This window comes from Streptomyces sp. NPDC048248, assembly GCF_043201875.1.
Lineage (GTDB): Bacteria > Actinomycetota > Actinomycetes > Streptomycetales > Streptomycetaceae > Streptomyces.
This window is the reverse complement of the sequence record NZ_JBICZL010000025.1, coordinates 31194-50029: the sequence shown is the minus strand read 5'-3', so window position 1 is coordinate 50029 and position 18836 is coordinate 31194. Positions and strand designations below refer to the sequence as shown.

At 74.0% G+C, this 18836-nt stretch carries 10 protein-coding genes; 6 read left to right on the top strand and 4 right to left on the bottom strand.

The features are described 5' to 3' along the window. Window positions 1–69: 69 nt before the first annotated feature. Complete coding sequence (locus ACGFZW_RS34895) at window positions 70–2373, bottom strand: CDP-glycerol glycerophosphotransferase family protein (RefSeq protein WP_393897335.1); 2304 nt, start codon at window positions 2371–2373, stop codon at window positions 70–72. Window positions 2374–2545: 172 nt separating this feature from the next. Between ACGFZW_RS34895 and ACGFZW_RS34890 the strand changes: the two genes are divergently transcribed. The 3 genes from ACGFZW_RS34890 (at window position 2546) to galE (ending at window position 9252) form a co-directional block, all read left to right on the top strand. Then, window positions 2546–6253: a CDP-glycerol glycerophosphotransferase family protein gene (locus ACGFZW_RS34890; RefSeq protein ID WP_393897334.1), complete on the top strand. Its 3708-nt coding sequence runs from the start codon at window positions 2546–2548 to the stop codon at window positions 6251–6253. 295 nt (window positions 6254–6548) lie between these two features. Continuing rightward, window positions 6549–8204: a glycosyltransferase family 2 protein gene (locus tag ACGFZW_RS34885; RefSeq protein WP_393897361.1), complete on the top strand. Its 1656-nt coding sequence runs from the start codon at window positions 6549–6551 to the stop codon at window positions 8202–8204. Window positions 8205–8265: 61 nt separating this feature from the next. Further along, entirely contained in the window at window positions 8266–9252 is a 987-nt protein-coding gene (gene galE / locus ACGFZW_RS34880) for a UDP-glucose 4-epimerase GalE (protein ID WP_393897333.1), read from the top strand. Between the two features lie 92 nt (window positions 9253–9344). Here galE and ACGFZW_RS34875 read toward each other — a convergent pair whose 3' ends face one another. Further along, on the bottom strand, window positions 9345–11318 hold the full coding sequence (locus tag ACGFZW_RS34875) for a glycosyltransferase family 2 protein (RefSeq protein ID WP_393897332.1): 1974 nt from the start codon (window positions 11316–11318) through the stop codon (window positions 9345–9347). A 200-nt stretch (window positions 11319–11518) separates the two neighbouring features. Here ACGFZW_RS34875 and ACGFZW_RS34870 point away from each other — a divergent pair, with 200 nt between their 5' ends. The 3 genes from ACGFZW_RS34870 to ACGFZW_RS34860 all read left to right on the top strand — a co-directional run bounded on the left by ACGFZW_RS34870 (window position 11519) and on the right by ACGFZW_RS34860 (window position 15726). Beyond that, window positions 11519–14119, top strand: coding sequence for a YfhO family protein (locus tag ACGFZW_RS34870; protein WP_393897331.1), 2601 nt, complete (start codon window positions 11519–11521; stop codon window positions 14117–14119). 63 nt (window positions 14120–14182) lie between these two features. Next, window positions 14183–15247, top strand: a complete 1065-nt coding sequence (locus ACGFZW_RS34865; RefSeq protein WP_393897330.1) for a glycosyltransferase family 2 protein — start codon at window positions 14183–14185, stop codon at window positions 15245–15247. Further along, on the top strand, window positions 15247–15726 hold the full coding sequence (locus ACGFZW_RS34860; RefSeq protein WP_393897329.1) for a GtrA family protein: 480 nt from the start codon (window positions 15247–15249) through the stop codon (window positions 15724–15726). The genes ACGFZW_RS34865 and ACGFZW_RS34860 overlap by 1 nt, the downstream gene beginning before the upstream one ends. Here ACGFZW_RS34860 and ACGFZW_RS34855 read toward each other — a convergent pair. Both ACGFZW_RS34855 and ACGFZW_RS34850 read right to left on the bottom strand, forming a co-directional pair. Then, window positions 15681–17912, bottom strand: coding sequence for a PIG-L family deacetylase (locus tag ACGFZW_RS34855; RefSeq protein ID WP_393897328.1), 2232 nt, complete (start codon window positions 17910–17912; stop codon window positions 15681–15683). The genes ACGFZW_RS34860 and ACGFZW_RS34855 overlap by 46 nt on opposite strands. A gap of 219 nt (window positions 17913–18131) precedes the next feature. After that, window positions 18132–18755, bottom strand: coding sequence for a TetR/AcrR family transcriptional regulator (locus ACGFZW_RS34850; protein ID WP_393897327.1), 624 nt, complete (start codon window positions 18753–18755; stop codon window positions 18132–18134). Window positions 18756–18836: the final 81 nt, after the last annotated feature.

The following is an 18836-nucleotide window of genomic DNA, read 5'->3' as shown; positions in this document are numbered from 1 at the left end:
CGGTCCACCCCGCACGACTCCCCGGCCCGGCGGCGCACCGGCCGCCCGGCGTCGCGCCGCACGGCCGCCTCATACGCCGGCGCCCAGCAGGCGGACGCTCTCCTCCGCCACGCGTGGGGTGGGTGCCACGCTGCGCTCCGACGCCGGGAGCAGCGGCAGCAGTTCGTCGTCGCCGAGCAGCACCCGGCGCACCACACGCTCGGCGGCCTGCCCGTCGTCGTACGGGCAGAACCGCGCCCGGAACGCGGCCCGCATCCGGGTCGCGTGCGGGCCGTCCCAGCGGCCGGAGCGGAAGGCGTCGGCGACGGCGTTCTCGTCGTCGGCGATCACGCCGGGGGTGTCACCCGGCTCGCCGGAGAGCAGGTCGACATAGACGCCGCGGGCGCGCCGGAAGGTCTCCCAGTCGGCGGAGTGGATCACGATCGGCCGGTCCAGGCAGGCGTAGTCGAACAACAGGGACGAGAAGTCGCCGAGCAGGGCGTCGGATGCCAGGCACAGCTCCTCGACACAGGGGTGGCGGGAGACGTCGAGGATCGCGCCGGTGTCCCGGAGGGCCGCGAGCCCGGCGTCCGGACCGTACAACGGGTGTGTACGGAGCAGGAGTTGGTATCCCGCCCCGAGGTTGCGGCTGAGGCGCTCCGGGTCGAGCGGCGGGGTGCCGTCGCGCAGGTAGTCGCGGTGGGTGGGGGCGTAGAGGACGGCGGTGGTGCCGGGGAGGATGCCGAGCCGGGCGCGCAGGGCACGGATGTCGTCGGCGGTGGCGGTGAAGTAGGCGTCGTTGCGCGGATGCCCGGTGGGCAGCGTCTCGTAGCCGCTGGGGCAGGCCCGCTCCCGGACCTCGCTGGAGTGCGGGTTCGCGCTGAGGCTGTAGTCCCACTGGTCGGCGTGGTCCAGCAGCCGGGTGAAGCTGACGCCGGCCGCCGCCGCGGGGTAGCGGCGAAGATCCATGCCCATGGTCTTCAGGGGCGTCCCGTGGTGGGTCTGGAGGAAGATCTGGTCCGGCCGCTTGTGGAACGGCCGGCCGAAGTCCGCGTCGTGCACGAGGTACTTGGCGCGGGCCAGCACCTCCCAGTAGCGCCGGGAGCCGGCCACGACATGGTCCACCCCGGCCGGCACCTCGCCCCGGTCGCGGGCGTTCACCGCCCAGACGCCGTGCAGATGGGGCGCGATCTCCCGGGCCTTGCGGTAGACCGCGGCGGGACTGCAGTGCACGCCGCGGTGGCCGTACGCGCCGTAGAGCACGAGGTTGTCGTCCAGCGGGCGGCGCAGCTGGAGCCGGTAGTAGCGCTCGGACGCGGTACGGGCGGCGGCCTCGCGGCGGGCGCGCAGCTGCTCGGCCGCGCCGCGGCGCAGCGCGTCGGCGCCGCGCAGCGAACGGTAGCCGCCGTACGAGCCGAGTCCTGCGGGCAGCGGCACGCCCGACGGGCGGTGCCGGCGCAGGGTGCCGGCAGCGGCGCGGTGGAAGTCGGCGCGGTCGGCCGGCGGGACGCGAGCGCCGTCCGCGAGGATCGCCAGGAGGTGGCGGGCGGCCCGGTCGTAGAGCGCGGGGGCCAGGACGGCCGCGTCCGGGTGGCGGGCGACACGGTGCAGAAGGTCGTCGTAGCGGTCCACGGCGACGAGGTGGTGCCGGCCGGGGGTGGTCGAGGCGCTGCCGCGGCGACGCCGGCGCCAGGTGACGCAGATGCGGTCCAGGGTCGCGATGCGCTCGGCGTCCAGCAGCATGCCGAAGGCGACCGGGAGGTCCTCGTAGGGGCCGTCGGCGAACGCCAGGGCCTGCGCGCGCCAGACGTCGCGGCGTACGGCGCGGTTCCAGGCGGCGGGCAGCACTCCGAGCACGGCGGGGCGTTCCGCGGCGGTGAAGACATCGGTGCGGGCGGCAGCGGAGCCGGGGACGTGCGCGGCGCGCGGTACGGCCGTCCTGGGTCCCGGCGTGGTGTGCGCCGTCGCGCGCGCCAGGAACTCCCCGTCTCCGCTGGGCCGTACCCGCTCCCAGACGTCCGTGCGCGCGTGGTCCCAGAGCAGGACGTCCGGGCCGCCGGTGGCGCGCAGCCGCTTGTCGATGGCGGTCAGCGCGTCCGGCGTGAGGGTGTCGTCGCCGTCGAGGAAGAGGAGGTAGTCACCACGCGCGCGGGCCGCCCCCGCGTTGCGGGCGGGCCCCGCGCCGCCGGGGCGCATCAGATGCAGCGCGACCACCCGCGGATCACGCTCGGCGTACTCGTCGATGATCCCCCCGCCCTCGTCCGCCGAGCAGTCGTCGACCGCGATCAACTCCAGGTCGCCGAAGGGCTGGTCGAGGACGGAGCCGAGGCAGCCGCGGAGGAATCCCTGCACGCTGCGGGCGGGGACGATGACGCTGAAGCGGGGCATGGCCATCCCGTGGATCGAGACACTCGGACTACGAACGAACACCGAGCGTAACGAGACGCATACGGAGTGTCGATCATCTGCCTCACCCTTTCAGCGCAGATCCGGTGACCGGGTCGCCGAACGGTGAGTTGAACGCCCCGTCCCGTGTCTCACCTGTCCGGAAAGGCTTGGTCCGCGCATGAAGCCTCGGCTCACGGTTGTCGTACCGGTCCCTCGCACCGAGGGGTCCGAGCGGAATATGGAGGAGTGTCTGGAGTCGGTGGCGGCCCAGACACTGACCGCGCTGGATGTGGTGATGGTGGACGCCGGGCCGGCGGACGAGACCGCCGGTCACGGATCCGCCGAGAGCGCCCCCGCCGCCCTCGCCCGCCGCTTCACCGAGCGGGACCCGCGGTTCCGCATCGTCCGGGGCGCCGCCCACGGCTCCTGCGGCCCCGGCGCCGCGCGCAACGCCGGTGCCCGGCACGCCTATCCGGACACCGGTCATCTCGCCTTCCTCGACGCCGACGACGTGCTGCTGCCGCGCGCTTACGAGGACCTCGTCGGCCTGCTCGACAAGTCCGGCGCGGACTTCGCGACCGGCAACGTCTACCGGCTCGGCGCGGCCGGCCGCAGCCAGTCCCGGCACCATCCGGCCGGCCGGCAGACCGCGCTGCGCACCCACATCACCGACGACCTCACCCTGCTGTCCGACCACTTCGCCCGCAACAAGGTCTTCCGGCGGGCGTTCTGGGACCGGCACGGCCTCGCCTTTCCCGACGGCGAGTGGTGCGAGGACGCGGCGGTGACGCTGCCCGCACACTTTCTCGCCGACGCGGTCGACGTGCTGCACGAGCACGTCTGCTACTGGCGCCTGCCGGACGGACCCGACCGGCACCGGCCGCCGGACGCCCGGTCGGTCCGGGACCGGTTCGCGGCGGTGGCGGGCGTCCGCGCCTTTCTCACCGACCCGGCCCGCAGCCGCTGGTCGGCGTATCTGACGGACTTCGACCGGGCGGTGCTCACCGATGAGCTGCCCGCCCTCATCGAGGTGCTGCCGGCCGCCTCTCCGGAGTGCAGGACCGTTTTCCTGGAGTGCGCCCGCGACTTCCTCTCCCGCGTCGACCCCCAGCTCTTCCCCGCGCTGCCGGTGGAATTGCGGATGCGCTGGTATCTGGTCCGCGCCGGCCGGCTCGCGGACCTGCTGACGCTGCTGGCGCACGAGGCACGCAGCCCCGGTGGCTTCGCGGTCACCGGGCCGCCGCTGCGCAAACGCGCGGTGCTGCCGCTCACGCCGCCGCTCGCCCTCCCGCCGGGCGTGACCCGGCTGGAGCGTGCGGACTTCCCCGTACGCGCCCGGGTCCTGGAGGCGGTGTGGCAGAACGGGACGCTGCTGCTGCGCGGCTACGCCTACATCCGCAACCTGGACGCCGCCACCCGGCACGGCTACCTCAGGACGGCCGTGGTCTCCCAGGGGCGCCGCCGGATCCTGCTGCCGCTGCGGCCGGTGGCGATGCCGCAGGCCACCGCCGACTCCGGTCAGGAACAGCACTGCTACGACTGGTCGGGCTTCGAGCTGGCCCTGGACCCGCGCCGGCTGCGCAAGGCCGGCGGCTGGGAGGAGGGCGACTGGAGCGTCAGTGTGCTGCTGGCCTCGGCCGGCGTGGTGCGGGCCGCCGGGCTGTGCGCGCCGGACACCGGCTCCGGCGCCGAGCCGCTCGGCCACGAGGTCGTGCCGTTCCCCCCGGTGGCATCCGACATGGGAGGTGCAGGTGCGCAAGAGGATGGTGGGGCAGGCGATCAGACCGGCCAGGAGGCGGAGACGCCGCCCGGCGCGGGCGCCGAATCCGGTGCGCACGCCGCCGTGCGGGTCACGCCCCGGTACGCGGACGGGCGGCTGCGGCTGTCCGTCGAACGCCGGTCGCACCGACTGGCCGGCCACCACGCGGCCGCGGCCGGCGTCCTGGACCTGACCGTCGTCACCCCGGGCCCTGCGCCGTCCGCCCTGCGGCTGACGCACCGGGGAACCGGCACGGTGGTGTCCTTCCCGGTGGAGAACGCCGACGCGGCGGGGAGCGGGGACGACTCCCCGTCCGGCCCCCGGCGGCTCACCGTCCGCATCCGCCTCGACGCCGTCGCCGACGCGCGGCCCACCCGGGACGGCGCACCGCGGGCGATCCCGCCCGCACACACCGAGAGCTGGGCGGCGGGGCTGGTCCTGGCCGACGGCGGCACCGAGCCCCTCGCCTGCGCACCGGACCTCCCACCCGTCGCCCACCCCCTCTCGCACGGCCGGGAGCTGGTCGTGGCGGCGACCCCCGGCGGGGATCTCGTCCTGCACGACCGCACCCCGCAGCCGTTCCTGGACCGCGTCTTCTGGCGCGCCGACGGCACCCTGCTGGTCGCGGGTCCCCTGCCGAGCGCCGCGCCGCACGCCACCGAGCTGGTGCTGCGGCACGCCGCGCACGCCACCGAGACGGCCTTCCCCACCACCCATGACGGCAGCCGCTTCCACTGCGCGCTGCCGTTGGGCGCGCTGCCCTCGCTGGCCGGGCCGGTACCGCTGCGGGAGGGCCGCTGGACGCTTCATCTGCGCGAGCAGGGCGCGGCCGGCACGCCGCTGGACGCCCCGGTCCGCTTCCTGCCCACCGTCTTCGACGGACTGCCGGCGACCCGTACGGTCCGCGGCAAGCCGCTCGTCCTGGACCGGCACCGCCACGACGAGGCGTTCGTCTCGGCCGGGCCCGCGCTGCCGGCCGTCGACCGCGGCCCCTACCGCCGCCGGGTGCTGCGCGAACAGCACTACCCACTGCACCGCACCCGCCCCCTGCGCGAGACCGTCCTCTACAGCAGCTTCGGCGGACGCGCGTACGGAGACTCCCCGCGCGCCGTGCACGAGGAACTGCTGCGCAGGGGAACGGAGGTGGAGCACCTGTGGGCGGTGCGCGACGCCCAGGCCCCGGTACCGGGCGCCGCCCGCGCGGTGGTGGTGGGCAGCGCAGCCTGGCACGGCGCGCTGGCGCACAGCCGGTGGGTCGTCACCAACACCCACCTGCCGGCGTGGTTCACCCGGCGGGAGGGCCAGACGGTCGTCCAGACCTGGCACGGCACCCCGCTCAAGCGGATCGGCGCCGACCTGGCCGGCACGCTCTGCGCCGGACTGGCCCACCTGGCACCCCGGGCACGGCCCGAACGGCAGTGGAGCGTGCTGCTGTCACCCAACGCGCACAGCACACCGGTGCTGCGCTCCGCGCTCGGCTACTCCGGCGAGCTGCTGGAGTCCGGCCTGCCGCGCACCGACGCGCTGGTGCACCCCGACCGGGACCGCGCTGCCGCGGCCGTCCGCGCGCGCCTCGGCATCCCCCGGGACAAGAAGGTCGTGCTGTACGCGCCGACGCCGCGGGACCATCTGGCATACGACGCCCGCCACCATCGCCTGCATCTGCCGCTCGACCTGACGGCCGCCCGGCGGGCGCTGGAGGCGGACCATGTGCTGCTGGTCCGCGGCCACCCGCTGGTCGCCGACCGGCTGCCGGGGCACCACGCGCCGTTCGCCGTGGACGTCTCCACGCACCCGGACGCCACCGAGCTGCTGCTGGCCGCCGATGTCCTGGTGACCGACTACTCGTCGCTCGCCGCCGACTTCGCCAACACCGGCCGTCCGATGCTCTTCCTGACCCCCGATCTGCCGCACTACCGCGACACCCTGCGCGGCTTCACCCTCGACTTCGAGGCCCGCGTACCCGGCCCGCTGCTGACCTCGACGGAGGAACTCGTCGACGCCCTGGGCGATCTGGACGCCATCGCCCGGGCCGGGGCGGACGCCTATGCGGACTTCCGCCAGGCGTTCTGCCACCGCGACGACGGCGGCGCGGCTGGCCGGGTCGCCGACCTGCTGGCGGAGTGAAGCGTGACGCCCGGACCCGCGCCGGGCCCGTCCGCGGCGACCGGGCCGCGGCAAGTCGTGCGGCGCGGATCGGCATCCGGCGGCGCTCTCGTCGTTACAGCATGTGCGGGAGTCCTCACGGGCACCCGCACACCCAAGTCCGGTCTTTCGGTTCGTCACAGGACAGTAAGGACAGGGAAAACCGTGGCGAAGGGTGCAACCGCTCAGCGGGAATCCCCCTCTGACCCAACACAGGGAGTCCGGACCCCGCTCGTGCCCAGAGACGCTGTCGACACGAAATGTAGATGTAGTGACTGTGAAAGAAGCCCTAGAGCCACGGCCTGGGCCCACCATCACGCCAACCGCGCAGGTCAGCATCGTCGTCATCGCCTACAACGATGTCGCCCATGTCTCCGAGGCCGTGCGCTCGGCTCTGGCGCAGGGGGCACCGGGACAGACGGTCACCGAAGTGATCGCGGTGAACGACGCCTCCACCGACGGCACCGGCGCGGCCCTCGACACCCTCGCGCGCGCCGATCCGCGGCTGCGGGTGATCCACCGCGCCGAGAACAGCGGCGGCTGCGGCACCCCGCGCAACGACGGGGTGCGCGCGGCCACCGGGCGCTTCGTGATGTTCCTCGACAGCGACGACGTACTGCCTCCGGGCGCGGCGCAGGCACTGCTGACGGCAGCGCTCCGGCACGACGCCCCGGTGGCGGCCGGCGCCTGCGTACGGCGTGAGCTGCCTGCGCGGCGCGATGTCGCCTGGCAGCCCGGCCTCTACCGCGAGGCGGCCGTGCACGGCTCCCCCGAGAGCAGCCCTCAGCTGGTGCGGGACACCCTGTGCGTCAACAAGCTCTACGACCGGGCGTTCCTCGCCGAGCACGACATCGCCTTCCCCGAAGGCCGGTTCACCTACGAGGACTTCGTGTTCACCGCCCGGGTGCTGGCCGCTGCCCCGCGGATCGCGACCATCCCCGACAGCGTCTACGTCTGGCACGTGCGCCGCGCGGCCGCCAAGCAGTCCATCTCCCTGGACCGCAAGGACGTCGCCAACTGGCAGGCCCGCATCGACGCCCACCGCACCAGCGTGCGGATCTTCGAGGCCGCCGGGCACAAGGCGTTGGCGCACGCCGCCGACATCAAGTTCCTCGACCACGACCTGCGGATGTACGTGCGTGAACTGCACACCCGGGGCGCGGACTACCGCGCCGAGTGGTGGCGGCTGACCCGCGCCTACCTGGCCCGCTTCGACGAGGCCGATCTGCTCGCGGCGCGCGCGCCGGCCCGCTGGCTCGCCCGGGTGGTGCTGGCCTCCCCCGAGCCGCGGGATCTGGAGCGCCTGACGCACCTTGCCGCCCGGCCCGGCCGCCTGCTGCCGCCGTACGCGGAGGCCGGGGGCCAGGCGGTGTGGTCGGCGGACCTGCCGGAGGTCGAACTGGACGCGCTGGGCACCAAGCCGATGCACCGGCTGCCGGTGACGGTCGACGCGGAGCCCGTCATCGGCGCCCGCAATGTGCTGCGGCTGCGCGTGCACGAGATGTACGGGCGGCTGGCGGCGGCCGAGCCGGTCACCATCGATGTCGAACTGCGGCGCCGTACCGACGACCGGCGGGGCACGGTGCACACCGCTGCGCTGACCGCGTCGGCGCCGCCCGGCGAGGGGGCCGGCGTCTGCTGGACCGCGGAGGTGGTGCTGGATCTCGCGGCGCTGGCCGCGCGGGACGGCAGCCGCTCCGCCGACCCCGAGCCGTGGGACCTGATGGCACAGGTGGCCTGCGCGAACGGCGCCGGCTTCCGCGCGTCGCTCCGGGCGACCGGCCCGGGGCTGCGCCGCCGCGTGCTGCCCAGCAGGCGGCATGCCCTGCTGCTGGTGCAGCCGTACGCGACGACCGGCGGTGCGCTGTCCCTGCGGATCGCGTGCGGGCTGCGCAGCGTCTGGCGAATCGCCGCCCGCCGACTCCGCCGCTGAGCGGTCTCCCGTCCCCGCCCCGAACCGACCCCACGGGGTCCACCGAGCCTAGGATGGCGCTATGTCTTACTTGATCACGGGTGGTGCCGGTTACATCGGCGCCCATGTCGTACGAGCCCTGCGGCAGGCGGGCGAGACGGTCGTCGTGCTGGACGACCTGACGACGGGCGTGGCCGCCCGGGTCCCGGAGGGCGTTCCGCTGGTCGTCGGCTCCACCCTCGACCGGGAACTGCTCAACCGCACCTTCGCCGAGCACGGCGTCACCGATGTCGTGCACCTGGCCGCCAAGAAGCAGGTCGGCGAGTCCGTCGAGATGCCGCTGCACTACTACCGCGAGAACGTGTACGGCCTGCAGACCCTGCTGGAGGCGATGGCCGCGGGCGGCGTCGGCCGGCTGGTGTTCTCGTCCTCCGCGGCCGTCTACGGCATGCCCGACGTCGACCTCGTCACCGAGGAGACGCCGTGCGTGCCGATCAACCCGTACGGCGAGACCAAGCTGGTCGGCGAGTGGATGGCCCGTGCGGCCGGTAAGGCCCACGGCATCAGCACCGCCTGCCTGCGCTACTTCAACGTCGCCGGGAGCGCCGCCCCCGAACTCGCCGACACCGGTGTCTACAACATCGTCCCGATGGTCATCGAGAAGCTCACCGAGGGCGCCGCGCCGCTCATCTTCGGCGATGACTACGACACTCCCGACGGCACCTGCATCCGCGACTACATCCATGTCGCCGACCTCGCCGACGCGCATGTGGCCGCCGCCCGCAAGCTCGCCGAGCCGGGCCCGGTCCGCGATCTGACGCTCAACATCGGGCGCGGTGAGGGCGTTTCGGTGCGCGAGATGGTCGATCTGATCGCCGAGATCACCGGGCACGACGAGGTCACCGCCCAGGTCACGCCGCGCCGTCCGGGCGACCCGGCGCGAGTGGTCGCGGCCGCGGACCGGATCGCCACCGAGCTGGGCTGGAAGGCTCACCGCGATGTCCGCGACATGATCACCTCGGCCTGGGCGGGCTGGCAGCACCACCGCCCGCAGGAGCGCCGCGGCTGACCGCCACGGCCCCGACGCCCGGTCCACGCCCCGTCTCCGCCGCCCCGCGCGGCAGGAACGGGGCGTGCGCGGTTCCGGTCCGCTCGCCCCCGTCAGCGCGACAGGCGCGAAAGCGGCGCCGTCAGGCAGCCGCCCTGCGGCACGGTGAGGACCAGCGGGGCCCGCACGTCCCCACGCCGCACGGCCACCCGTACCGGCAGTTCCCGCCGCAGCGGCCCGGCGGTCAGCCGCAGCGCGACCCGCCAGGTGCCGGGCGGCCCGCTGCGCAGCAGGGCGCGCACCATGAAGCGGTCCCCGGCGCTCCGTTCGACCGTGGTGCGCAGCGCCACCGTCCGTGCGGCGTCGAAGAAGATCAACTGCAGGCGGGCGTCGGCGGGACAGCCCGGCAGGGTGAGCCGCGTCGTGAGGGCGACCCGGCCTGACGGGCTGACGGTCGCCTGGCCGCGCAGATCGCCCCCCAGCGGGCGGCGCACGCCGGTGCGGTCCAGGTCGAGGTGGAGATGGCCGTGCGGCTGCGAGCGGAAGAGCGCGGCGACGACCGGGCCGGCCGCTCCGCCGTCGGCGATCCGCGGTGCCATGGCGGCGGTGTCCCCGCCTTCGGGGCACAGCCACGCCTCGCGGCGTACGGCGGGTGCCGCCGCACCGTCCGCGATGTGTGCGGTGACCGCCACCTTCAGGCCCCAGCAGCCGTCGGCCGGCGGCGCGCCGTCCGCCGCGGTCGCCGGGTCGATCCGGGCGTGCCAGGCACCTTGCGCGCAGTGGGTGGCCGGGATGCGGTACTCGCCTCCGCCACCGCGCAGCACGACCTCGACGGAGTGTGTGCGCAGACCGGGCAGCTCGGCGGTGCCCTGCAGCTGCAGGACACCGTCCGACCAGCGGAAATCCTTCAGCCGCTGGGTCAGGACGAGCCGGTCGGTGAGGTCGTAGCAGGTGTCCGGCAGCCCGTGGCCGGGGTCGCGGAAGTACGGGTAGCCGGCGTACACCCGGCCGTCCTCGTCGATGTGCGCGGGCCCGATCCGGCGCGGGGCCCCGGTGTCGGGATCCGTGCCGGTGTCGGCGCGGACGATGCCGGTCAGCTCGTCGAGCAGCCCGGCGGCAAGGCAGTGGGCGCGCAGCCGGAGCCGGGGCGGCAGGGCGTCCCGTACCCGGTCGGTGAGGTACCGCTGGACGAGCGGGCGGGCGGCTTCGGCCATCTCGCGGCGGCCCGCGGCGTCACGGGCGAGGTAGGGGGCGGCGAAGCAGGCGAGGATCTCGCCGTGGAAGTGCCGGACCATCAGCTTGTCGCGGTCGGGGCCGGGCGGTACCGCCTCGGCGACGTCGGCCAGAACGGTGCCGACGTAGCCGAGCTGGTCGGCCCAGTCCAGGTCCTGGCGGCTGGCGTTGCTGTCGTCGTCCCGGCCGTACAGGTGGTAGCAGTCGTGATCGGCGAGGACGGAGACGGTGCCGGCGCGCAGCAGGGCGGCGATGCCGAACGGCAGGTCCTCGCCCAGCAGCCGTCCCTCGGTGAAGCGCAACCGGTGCTTGTCGAGGAAGGAGCGGCGAAAGAGCTTGTAGGCGGCCAGGGTCCAGTAGACCGGGGAGTCGAAGACGGAGACGCTGCCGCTGGTGGTGCGCAGGTCCACCGGGGCGGAGCGGCCCTCCGCCCCGACGATGCGCCCGTGGACGATGTCGGAGCCGTGGGTCTCGGCCATCTCGGTGAGCCGGTCGAGGGCCTCGGGACCGAGTCGGTCGTCGGAGTCGAGGAAGAAGACGTAGTCGCCGGTGGCGCGCGCCAGCCCGATGTTGCGCGGCCGGCCCGCGCCACCGGACGCGGCCGCGCGCACCACCGTCAGGTTCGGGTGCCGGCGGGCCTGTTCGTCCAGCCAGTCCGCGCTGCCGTCGGTGGAGCCGTCGTCGACCGCGATCAGCTCGATACGGGCCTGGTCAAGGCTTTGGGCGAAGACCGAACCGATGCTACGGGCGAGATAGCGGCGGGTGTTGTGCACCGGCACGATCACCGAGACCGTCGGTGCGGCCGCTGGAGGGCAGGCGGCGGCCGGGACCGCCGTTTCGTCAGACACAGCCACCCTGCGCTCCGTTTCTCCTGCTGACCGTCGAATTCACCCTGCATCTCGGCAGAGTAAAACGGGCTATCGAGACATATCCCGTAGTGTGAGCGTTCGCTGATCGTGGAGCGGTGCCGATACGGCGACCTCCACCCCGTAAGAGGCGGTCCGGGCGCGGCAGGTTGCCCGGTCCTCGGGATGCGCAGGGAGAACGCGGCGACGTGAGACCTACCATCAGACGCCTGGCCGCACCCGGGCTCGCGGCCCTGCTGTCCATGGCGGCGTACTGCCTGGCCCTGGCGATTTACGGCGGCTACCCCTTCGACCCCCGCTCACGCGCCGTCAACGATCTGGGCAACCAGTTCGTGCCGTTCCACGCCCGGCTGTGGGACCTGCTGCACGGCGAAACCAGCGGCGACCTGTTCTTCAACTGGGGCAGCGGCTACGGCGTCCCGTTCCTCGCCGACTTCTTCACGTACCTGATGAACCCGTTCTCCTGGCTCGTCGGGCTCTTCCCCCGCCATCTGGCCGACTTCCCCGTCTTCCTCGTCACCCTGTTCTGCATCGGCCTCGGCTCCGCCCTGATGACCGTCCTGCTGGCCCGGCTGCACCCCGGCTCCGGCATTCTGCGGGCGCTGCTGGCGGTGGGCTACGGGCTGTGCGGCTGGGTGCTCAACGACGGTTACGCGGACCCGATGTGGATGTGGGGGCCGGTCGCGCTGCCGCTGATGGGCATCGCCGCGGACTGGTGCCTGCACAGGCGGCGCTGGGTGGCCGCCACCCTGCTCGTCGCCCTCGCCTGGGCGGGCAATTTCTACACGGCGGCGATGGCAACCCTCGCCATGGCGCTGGTGCTGCTCCTGCGTCTGCTGCTGGCGCACCGGACATCGGTCGGCGACCGGCTGCGGTCGCTGCTGCGGGCCGCCGGCGCCACGCTGGTGGGCATCGCGCTCGCGGCGCCCGCGATGACCGTCACCTACCGCGCGAGCAAGGCCGCCCAGCCGGCGCCGGAAGCGGTCTTCCTCGGCCGGCCGGCGCTGCGCGACCAGTTGGCGCAGCTGCTGCCGGGCGGCCACGGCGGTGCGGAAGCCACCCCCGTGCCCAACATCGCCATCGGGATGCTGGGGCTGCTGCTCGTGGCCACCTTCCCGTTCGTCCGCACGCTGCCGCTGCGCGTCCGGGTCGGCTGGTACGGCCTGGCGGCGGGGGTCGCCGTGTCGTTCGTGTGGAAGCCGACGATCCTGCTCTGGCACGGCGGGGCGCTGCCCAACGGCAGCCCGTACCGCGCCTCCTTCGTGCTCAGCGCGATCCTCGTGATGATCGCCTGGCTCGCCCTGGCCTACCGCCCGCGCCCCCGAGAACTGGCCGCAGGGGCGACGCTGGTCGCGCTCCTCGCGATGCTCTGCCGCGACCGGAACTCGGTCGGCACCGCCACCTGGATCCTGGTCCTCGGCGGCGGGGGCGCGGCGTGGGCGGCGCTTGCGGCGCTGTCCTTCCTGCGCGGTCACACCGCCCGCACCCGGGTGCGGACCGCCGTCGCCGTCGCACTGACCGGCACGGTCCTGCTGGGCTCCGCGTACGCGGCGTTCTCGGTGACGGTGCAGCGGGGCAAGATCGCCTGGTTCCGGCCGAAGACCACGCTGGACCGAGGGGCGCTCGCCGCCCACGCCCGGCTGGCCGCGCGCGCCGACTGGCCACGCTCGCGCACCGATCCCGGCCCGCACGAGTTCGCCAACAACGACCCGCTGCTGATCGGCGGCGAGGGCGGCTCGTACTACAGCAGCTTCGTGCCCGCCGGGACCGCCGCCACCCTGCACGGCCTGGGCGCCGGCTGGTACATGAAGGGACGTCACACGCTCAGCTTCGAGGACCCCGTGGGGCGGGCGATCATGGGCGTCAGCAGCTACCTGGCTCCGGTGCCGGAGGGCGGCGGCCGGTACACCACCGGGTACGCGCGGTCCGCTCCCCTGCTGACCGTGCGCCGCACGCTGCCGCCCGCCCGCGGCGCGAGAACCGTCTTCGCCCGCCAGGAGCGGGTGCTGGGGGCCACCGTCTACGAGGTGCCGACCCTCACACCCCGGCCGGGCGACGCCGCGGTGCCCAGCCGGGGCGGCTGGATCCTGCCCGCGGTACGGAAACCGGCCGCTGACCCGGACCGCGCCGGGACCGTCTTCACCGGGCGCTGCACCCCGGGCAGCACCGCCGTCTGGTACGCGAAGTGGTTCTCCGGGCACGTCGGCGGGCTGGGCAGCAGGACCCGGGCCGTGGGCTGGTTCGAGCGCACCGCCAACCCGGTCAGGTCGCTGGGCACGGTGCCCCAGGACGGCACGGTCGCGGTGCGCTTCACCGGCCTCGGCCGGCAGCACGTTCCCCAGCACGCCGTCGGCTGCGTCTCGCCGCGCAAGCTGGACGCGGCGGTGGACGCCCTGCGCGCCAAGGGCCCGGTCGCGTTCCGCACCAGCGGCCACGGGCTGACGGCGACGCTGCCGTCCGGCAGCGCGGGACACGCGGTGCTTGCCGTACCCCTCACCCGGGGGTGGGGCTGTTCGGTGGACGGCGGTCCGTCCCGGGCGCCCCGCTCGTTCAGCGGTCTGATGAGCGTCGGCCTGGGCTCCGGCGCCACCCGATTGGCCTGCTCGTACACTCCGCCCGGCCTGAAGGCGGGGCTGGCGGTGAGCGGGGCGGGCGCGCTGCTGCTCACCGCGGTGGCCGTCGGCACGGCCGTCAGCAGGCGCCGTGTCGCCGGGCCGGCCGCACCGGCCCCTGCTGCCGGAGCGTCACCACGTCTGCACCGCCCAAATAGTGACATCGGCGCACATTAGTAGAATTGGCCCTCAGGGGGCGGCGCGTGAAGCGCCCCCTGTCCCGGCGAAAAGGCCAGTCCCATGAAGCTCTCCATCGTTGTTCCCTGTTACAACGAAGAAGACGTCATATCCCGGTTCGACGACGCCATCCGCGCGGCCCTCGGCGAACTCGCCGTGGAGTACGAGCTGTGTTACGTGGACGACGGCAGTGCCGACGGAACCCTGGTCCGGCTTCGCAGCCTCGCGCAGCAGCACGCCGGCACCACCCGCTACCTCTCCTTCAGCCGCAACTTCGGCAAGGAACCCGCGATGCTGGCCGGCCTCAAGGAGGCCACCGGCGATGCGGTGATCCTCATGGACGCCGATCTCCAGCACCCTCCCGAGCTGATCGAGAAGATGCTCGACCTCTACCACCTCGGCCACGACCAGGTCGTCGCCAAGCGCAGCCGGGACGGCGACAAGCGGCTGCGGACCGTGCTCACCCGGATGTACTACCGGGCCGTCAACTCCTGGGTGGATGTCGAACTCACCGACGGAGCAGGGGATTTCCGGCTGCTGTCCCGCAAGGCCGTGGACGCGCTGCTCTCCCTGCCGGAGTACAACCGCTTCTCCAAGGGTCTGTGCTCCTGGATCGGTTTCGACACGGTCACCTTCGACTACCGCAACGCCGCCCGCGAGGCCGGCGAGACCAAGTGGCGCTTCGGCTCGCTGATCAACTACGGCATGGACGGCATGATCTCCTTCAACTGCCGCCCGCTGCGGGCGGCGATCTACGCGGGTCTGAGCCTGGCCACCTGCGCCGCGCTCTACACCCTGTGGATCATCGGTGTGGCCCTCGCCGGCGGGGTCACGGCCCCGGGCTATGTGACGCTGGTGGCCATCGTGGTGGGCCTTGGCGGTCTGCACATGGTCATGCTCGGCCTGATCGGCGAGTACATCGGACGGATCTACTACGAGGCCAAGCGCCGGCCGCACTTCCTGGTCAAGGAGGCCAACGGCGCCCCGCGGTCGCGTATCCGGCCGGACGCCACCACCGCGGGCAGCCCCACCGCCACCATCACCGCGACGGAACTCGCGAACGCCGCGCGCGCGGCCCGTACGGCGCCGCCGCCGCACCCCGCGCCCAGCACCTCCCAGGCGGGCTGATGCGGTGGTCTCCGCAGGCCGTGCCGTGGGGACAGACAGCCCGCTTCGCCGCCGTCGGCGCCGTCAACACCGTGACGTTCTACTCCTGTTATCTCCCACTGCACCGCCTGCTGCCGTACTTCGCGGCGTACACCGCCGGCTTCCTGGTGAGCCTGGTCGGCTCCTTCTTCCTCAACACCCATTTCACCTACCGCACCCGCCCCACCTGGCGTAAGTTCCTGCTCTTCCCGCTGACCCAGGTCACCAACTACCTGGCGCAGAGCGCCGGCCTGGTGGTGCTGGTGAGCTGGTGCGGGATGAACAGCGCGGTGGCACCGCTGCTCGCCGCGCTGCTGGCACTCCCGGTCACCTTCCTGGTCTCCCGGCGGATTCTCCTGCCGGACCGCCGCGCAACACCCACACCCGAGGGCCAGGGCCCCGACGACGCGCGACCTCAGGCCGCCCCGCCGTCCGCCGCGCGCTCCGACGAGCCGGCCTGAGCCCGCCAGCCGACGAAACGCCCGCTCTTCCCGGCCGCACGCTGACGGGCCGCGTACAACCTGCCGTCATGGCCCAGCGCCACCACCACGGCGCGGCCCTCGGCATCCACGGCGACACCGGCCGCGCCCGAGTGCGGCACCTTGCCCCGCTGCCAGGGCCGTGGCCCCTCCTGCGCCATCGCGACCCGCACCTCGCCCGCGGCGTCCCGCACCGCGAGCACCATCCGGTCGCCGCGGCCGACCGGCGCGGCGGCCACCCGGCCGTGGCCGCCCACGACCGTGCACCGGGCAGTCACCCGCCACGCGCCGGCCGGGCGCCGCCAGTCGGCGATCAGCACCTGCGCGGTGTCCGGCCGGCGGTAGGTCACCCGCACCGCGCCATTGCCCAGCGCGACGACACTGACCGGGCCGCCCGCTTCCGGCAGGCCGGTGGCGGCGGCGGGCTGCGGAAGCGCACCGGCCTTCTTCGACACCCAGTGGTGCACCGTTCCCGGGGCCGGTGCGACCAGATGCACCAGCCCCTTGGAGTCGAGGCAGGCGTCCAGTCCGTCGACGACCTGCGGTGACGCCGACGGGGAGCCGACCGGGCCCGTCAGCCGCCGCCACAGCCCCCACCGCGTGCCGTGCGGGCCGCTGCGGCAGGCGATGCCGCCGTCCCAGGTCCGTACGAAGACATGGACCGTGCCGTTGCGGGCCGCCACCGCCGCCGGGAAGCCCATCTCCAACGACTTGGCCGGATCCGGGTCGGGGGAGCCGAGCGACTCCCACCGCGCGAAGGCCGGCGAGCCGTCCGCCGAGGTGCCGCGCTGCCGGGCGGTCATCAGCTCACGGCGGTGGGCGGCGTTGCGGCCCGGCAGGACGGTGCGGCAGGCGAACAGCTGGAGTGTGCCGTTCGGGTGACGGACCACCTGGATCTGACCCTGCAGCAGTTCGCCGCCCACCGTCACAGGACCGCCGAAACTGCCGCTGCCCGCCGCGGTCTCGGTCCAGCAGCAGGCCCTGCCGTCGAGCACGGCGAAGGCCACGAGCCGGCCGTCCCGGGCGGGCCGAATCCAGGCGTTGGAGCCGGGAGCGCGCAGCCTGGTGCTGCGGGTCCAGCCGCTGGAGCCGCCGCTGAAGGCGGAGCCGCCCACCTTGCGGTCGCCGCAGCCGGCCGGGTCGCCGCAGTCGCGGTTGTCCGCCCAGCCGTAGACCGACAGCAGGTCTCCCTTCCGGCGGGCCGCCGCGGTGTCCAGGCCGGCGGGCAGGGCGGCGACCTCGTAGCCGAGGTAGCTCTCGACGAGGGTGGGTCTGCGGTGTGCGCGCCCCCAGTAGCGGGCCAGCGCCGCTTGCACGAAGTAGGCGGAGGCGGTGTGGTCCTGATGGTCGTAATACCGCAGGCCGGCCAGGCGGGGATCGGTGCCCGCCGGACGGAAGTCGGGTCCGCCCTCCGGCTGGTGGGGCTCATGGACCGCGTTCGGGTCCAGCGTCCGCACGACCGAGGGGCTCACCCGCTCCAGAACCGCCACCAGGGTCCTGACGACCTGTTCACGGGTGTAGTGGAACGGCCACTGCACGGGGGTGCCGGCGGCGCGCAGCGTGGGGAGCGTGTCGGACGCCCCGAGCCAGAGGCCACGCAGGCTGGTCGCCCGGGGTGCCCAGACGGCCCGTGCCTCGACGAGCCCCAGGAAGATCAGCTGGTTCTGCGGGGCGGCCCGCAGCGTCTGGACCTCCACCTGGAAGCCGGGCAGCAGCGATACCGCCTCGATGTCCCAGGGGCTGTCCGGGGCACCGGTGGCCATCACCGCGTGCGCGGCGCGCAGCCCGTTGACACGGGCCCGCGAGAAGGCCGCCCGGTCCTGCGGGACGCTCGCGGGGTCGAGGGTTTCCTCGCCGACGTTGTGGCCGTCGGACTCACCCCCCGTCAGACAGACGGTGACCGAGCGCCCGCCGCTGCGGACGGACTGCTCCAGATCGGGGTTCATGAAGTACAGGCCGTCGTCGGCGTGCGCGATGACATGCAGGAAGGCCGGGTCGGGGGCGGCGGCCACGGACCGGCCGGTACGGGCGCCCTGGGCCGACCGGGTGAGCAGGTCCTCGGGTGCGAGCCATGCCCACACCCCCGCGCCGGCCGATGCCGCCAGCACGCCACCGCCGGTCGCCTGGAGCAGCCGGCGGCGGGAGATGCGAGGGGGGCGCGCTTGCACTCGGGGTCTCCTCCGGGGCGCCGAGGGCGCCACCACCATCGGGGATCGCGTCGCGAGCGGCTCCGTCCGGTCCGTTGCGCGGCGACGCGCGGACCGGAGCAAGCCCTCCGACGAGAGGCACGCTCCCAGTATTTGATGGCACGGCAGATCCCGCCTGTCCGCGAGTGCGCCCGTCACACCCCGCGTGCCGCAGGCGGCCGGCCCGGAGCCCGCCCCCGGTCAGGGCCTGGCGAGTGCGCTGACCACCGCCGCTGACAGCTCGTCGAGATAGCCCGGCGGCAGTTCGTCGCGGACGACCAGCAGCCGCCAGTAGAGCGGCCCGGTCAGCAGGTCCAGTGCCAGCCGGCCGTCGGCACCCGCGGGGATCTCGCCGCGTTCGGCCGCACGGGCGAGCATCGCGGTGGCCACACCCTCCTGGCTGTCGTGCAGGGCCCCCTTGAGGGCGTCGGCAAGTTCGGGGCTGCGCGCCGCCTCCGCCAGCAGGTCGGGAATGATCTGCGCGGCCATCGGGTGCCGCAGCGCGCGGACCGCGACCTCCAGCAGCATCCGGACATCCCCTTGCAGCGACCCGGTGTCCGGGGTCGGCATACCGGCCACCGCCACCGCGGAGACCACGTCGAGGACGAGGTGCAGTTTGGAGCGCCACCGCCGGTAGACGGCGGTCTTGCCGACGCCCGCCCGCCGTGCGATGCCCTCGATCGACATCCGCGCGAAGCCGACCGCGGCCAGCTCCTCGAAGACCGCGGCACGGATCGCGGCGGTCTTGTCCTCCCGCAGCACGGCTGCGCCGGCCGGGGCCCGGCGCACCGCCGCGGGGTCAGTCTCGCTGCCGTTCTTTGCCATGCCATGAGCATAGCGTCACGACGCTACGGTTGCGTCTCGACGTACCGCCCCTCTACTGTCGACGTCACGACGATACGGACC

Coding starts and splice junctions, on each gene's coding strand:
- ACGFZW_RS34895 (WP_393897335.1), bottom strand. CDS start 2,373: ATGGCCATGCCCCGCTTCAGCGTCATCGTCCCCGCCCGCAGCGTGCAG.
- ACGFZW_RS34890 (WP_393897334.1), top strand. CDS start 2,546: ATGAAGCCTCGGCTCACGGTTGTCGTACCGGTCCCTCGCACCGAGGGG.
- galE (WP_393897333.1), top strand. CDS start 8,266: ATGTCTTACTTGATCACGGGTGGTGCCGGTTACATCGGCGCCCATGTC.
- ACGFZW_RS34865 (WP_393897330.1), top strand. CDS start 14,183: ATGAAGCTCTCCATCGTTGTTCCCTGTTACAACGAAGAAGACGTCATA.
- ACGFZW_RS34860 (WP_393897329.1), top strand. CDS start 15,247: ATGCGGTGGTCTCCGCAGGCCGTGCCGTGGGGACAGACAGCCCGCTTC.
- ACGFZW_RS34850 (WP_393897327.1), bottom strand. CDS start 18,755: ATGGCAAAGAACGGCAGCGAGACTGACCCCGCGGCGGTGCGCCGGGCC.